Origin of the sequence: Agathobaculum butyriciproducens (genome assembly GCA_003096535.1) — a bacterium.
GTDB lineage: Bacteria > Bacillota > Clostridia > Oscillospirales > Butyricicoccaceae > Agathobaculum > Agathobaculum butyriciproducens.
The window spans coordinates 1-3,319 of sequence record QEKJ01000042.1 but is presented as its reverse complement, the minus strand read 5'-3'; the positions used below and the strand labels follow the sequence as shown (position 1 = coordinate 3,319).

Here is a 3,319-nt window from a genome sequence, read left to right as displayed (position 1 = left end):
CCACCCGGTGCAATCAAGGACAAGGAAGCATCTATCAATCAGGGCTGCAAATACTATGCCGAACTGGTTAAAAGAGCAAAGCAGCTCGGTGTAGATGGTGACAGCATTGTACAGGCGTACAACTACGGCGGCGGTTTTCTTGATTATGTAGCGAAAAACGGTAAAAAATACTCCTTTGAACTGGCGGAGAGTTTTGCTAAACAGCACTCCGGCGGCGTGCGTGTTACTTACAAGAACGCTATTTCCACTGCGAAGAATGGCGGCTGGCGATACAATTACGGCAATATGTTCTATGTTATGCTGGTTCAGCAGTATACCGGCGGCGCGGCTTACGGCAGCGAAACTTTCCAGAAGCTCATGACTGAAGCAAAGAAATACATCGGTATGCCTTATGTGTTCGGTGGTTCTACTCCGCAGACCTCGTTCGACTGCTCCGGCTTTATCTGCTGGGTTTACACGCAGTCCGGCGTATGCAATCTCCCGCGAATGACAGCGTATGGTATCTACTTGCGTTGCACACCAATCTCGGCCTCGCAGGCACAGCCGGGTGATCTGGTATTCTTTGCGAACACCTACGATTGCCCCGAACCGATCTCGCACATCGGTATCTATGTGGGTAACGGTAAAATGTTGCATTGCGGAAATCCAATCGGTTACGCAGACCTGTCCAATTCGTACTGGAAATCACATATGTATGGGTTTGCGCGCCCTAAATAAGCAACAGGAGGTATCTATGAACTGGAGAGAAAAACTGCGTAATATGATGATGACTCGGAGCCTGAGTTTGAGAGTATCACTCCTTAAAGAAAGAGGGGCATAGACATGACAGTTGGCGAGCGGTTACGGTTTGTCCGTAAGGTGCGCGGAATGCCACAGCATGAATTGGCGAGCAAGGTCAAGCTGTCTGCGAACCGGATTGCACAGTACGAAACGGATTATCGTGTACCCAGAAAGGAACTGTTACAGCAATTAGCTATGGTTCTGGGCGTAGACCCAAGGTTTTTCATTGCGACTGCTCCGAATGATCTGACAGATGTTATCCGATTGCTGTTTTGGCTGGAAACGATGATGCCGGATACTGTTTCGCCTATTAAGTTGGAGGGCAAAGACACAGATGGTGCAGGTATGGGAATTTATTTACGAGCCGATATACATTTTTGCTATCTGATGCAAAATTGGCTGCGCCAGCGCAAAGCATGGCAGGACGGCAGTATTACAGACGATGAATACTTCGCATGGAAAATGGAATATGACTTATCAGGCGAGTTGATAGAAAAATAAGAAAAAGTCCCCGTTCTGAGCTTCAAAAAGGCTCAGAACGGGGACTTTTTCTATTATAAAATCAAAACAATAACTTTTAAGCATTGACATTTCAATAACTTTTGAGTATAATATATATAGAAAGAGAAAGGGCGGGAACGGTTTGAGAGAGATAATATTTTACGCAGATCGGCATGGACATTCACCTGTGTTAGAGTATATGCAGGAAATGGGGAAAAATAAAGGTAAAGACAGCCGCATCAAGCTGAACAAAATCAATGATTATATTCAGGCATTGAGCGTGTATGGAACTGAGCAACTGACAGAAAACTATGTTAAGCATCTTGACGGTGACATATGGGAATTGCGTCCCCTGCGAGATCGTATACTGTTTGCGGGCGTTGTAAACGGCAGGTATGTACTCTTACACCAGTTTGTTAAGAAAACGCAGAAAACACCGCCGCGAGAGATTGAACAAGCCAAACGAGAATTAGCTGATTTCAAGGAAAGGTGCGATTTATAATGAGTGTTACGATGAATGGAAATACCTTTGCGACTTGGGAAGATGTACGCAAAGAAATGTTTACGCCGGAGGAGATTGCAGAGAGCAATCTCCGGGTGGCTTTGATTGGAGAATTGGTTAAGGCCAGAAAGGAACGCGGTCTTTCCCAAAAGCAACTTGAGGAATTAACTGGCGTCAAGCAGCCAGTTATCGCCCGCATGGAGAACGGCAGCACCACTCCGAACCTTAGCACGATCTTAAAGGTTCTTGCGCCCCTCGGAAAGACACTTTATATAGGTGATCTGAAAGAAGTATGAAAAGAGCCGGTACAGAGCGTTTTGCTCTGTACCGGCTTTTTTCATATCTTTATAGCTCCAATTCACTTTGCGCAGGAGAGTGTTCGGGAGAGTTTTCAGAGGAATGGTGACGGGTCAGTTTGTAGTTCAGTTCGTTAAGGCGAGAGATCTTCTGCTGATACTCGTCCTCCAACGGCCATGGCTTGCCGAGGTTGACCTTGGCTTCATCAAGCTGCTCATGCAGGCGCACAAGGCTCTGTTCGTTGTCGGTGATAAACTTTCCGATGTCATTCATTGCGTTGTTCATACGCTGGATGCAGCCAGCCACATTATCACCCGGTTCAACCATACGCTTGGTTGCACCATGAATACAGATACGCACCTCGTCCATGAGCGAACGCTTCAGTTCCAGCTTAAAGCCACAGTACGAACCGATAGAGCGTGTGTCATCATAGGACAGCTTGCCCTCCATGTTCTGCGAAATCTTCCTGCGTTCATCCGCTATCATGGTCAGCAGCGCTTCACCGGCCTTGTCCTTAGTAGTGTAAGTTTTTCCGTTCAGTTCGATACGGAAGGTTGCGCCCTCAGTCTGGGCATGATTGACGGTCAGTGTTGCTTTATCCGCTTTCAGCGCTGCAATCATGTTCTCTTTCTTAACAATGCTGTCCGGCAAGTTTTGGTTTACATCGTCCTCCAGCTTATACTGGTCATTGTGATATGCAGTACGCAGGACGGATAATTTCTGCACATCAACATCAAGTTCCATGCGTTCCTTGATCTCCGGATCACCGGCAGCAAGCGCCTTAACTTCAGAGTAAGACAGTGCAGCATCGTCAATATCATCACAGGTGCGCGCCGGGGATTTGCCGGTTACGACCTGAGAGATAAACTTCTGCTTGTTTTCGACCGTCTGCCAGTTGTAGCTGTCGAAGGTACCTTCAGTAACATAGCGATAGATATGTACCTTTTCATTTGTATTGCCCTGACGGAGAATACGACCGTCACGCTGCTCTACATCACGCGGACGCCATGGGCAATCGACATGATGCAGTGCAATCAAACGCTCCTGCACATTAAAACCAGCGCCCATCTTGGCAGTCGAGCCAATCAGCACGCGGATTGCACCAGATTTCATTTTGCTGCTGAGTGCGTTCTTTTTTGCGGGAGTGTCCGCATCGTGAATATATGCGATCTGGTCAGCCGGTACACCCTTGGCGATCAGCTTATCCCGTATATCGTCATAGGAGCAGAAACGACCGCT

At 47.4% G+C, this 3,319-nt stretch carries 4 protein-coding genes and 1 pseudogene; 4 read left to right on the top strand and 1 reads right to left on the bottom strand.

What is annotated here, in order from left to right:
• The 4 genes from C7386_RS13070 to C7386_RS13055 form a co-directional block, all read left to right on the top strand.
• Positions 1-717, top strand: a 717-nt coding sequence (locus C7386_RS13070; RefSeq protein ID WP_116705723.1) for a C40 family peptidase, incomplete at its 5' end; no start/stop codon positions are given.
• 105 nt (positions 718-822) lie between these two features.
• Positions 823-1,281, top strand: coding sequence for a helix-turn-helix domain-containing protein (locus tag C7386_RS13065; RefSeq protein ID WP_116705722.1), 459 nt, complete (start codon positions 823-825; stop codon positions 1,279-1,281).
• Positions 1,282-1,480: 199 nt separating this feature from the next.
• Complete coding sequence (locus C7386_RS13060) at positions 1,481-1,783, top strand: type II toxin-antitoxin system RelE/ParE family toxin (RefSeq protein ID WP_318261312.1); 303 nt, start codon at positions 1,481-1,483, stop codon at positions 1,781-1,783.
• Positions 1,783-2,079, top strand: coding sequence for a helix-turn-helix domain-containing protein (locus tag C7386_RS13055; protein ID WP_367575352.1), 297 nt, complete (start codon positions 1,783-1,785; stop codon positions 2,077-2,079). Before C7386_RS13060 ends, C7386_RS13055 begins: the two co-directional genes overlap by 1 nt.
• Positions 2,080-2,128: 49 nt before the next feature.
• Here the strand turns inward: C7386_RS13055 and C7386_RS13565 are convergent.
• Positions 2,129-3,319, bottom strand: a pseudogene (locus C7386_RS13565) (helicase C-terminal domain-containing protein); the annotation flags it as partial.

Bases quoted from the DNA above. Each gene is read 5' to 3' on its own strand.
- C7386_RS13065 (WP_116705722.1), top strand. From the start codon at position 823: ATGACAGTTGGCGAGCGGTTACGGTTTGTCCGTAAGGTGCGCGGAATG.
- C7386_RS13055 (WP_367575352.1), top strand. From the start codon at position 1,783: ATGAGTGTTACGATGAATGGAAATACCTTTGCGACTTGGGAAGATGTA.
- C7386_RS13060 (WP_318261312.1), top strand. From the start codon at position 1,481: ATGCAGGAAATGGGGAAAAATAAAGGTAAAGACAGCCGCATCAAGCTG.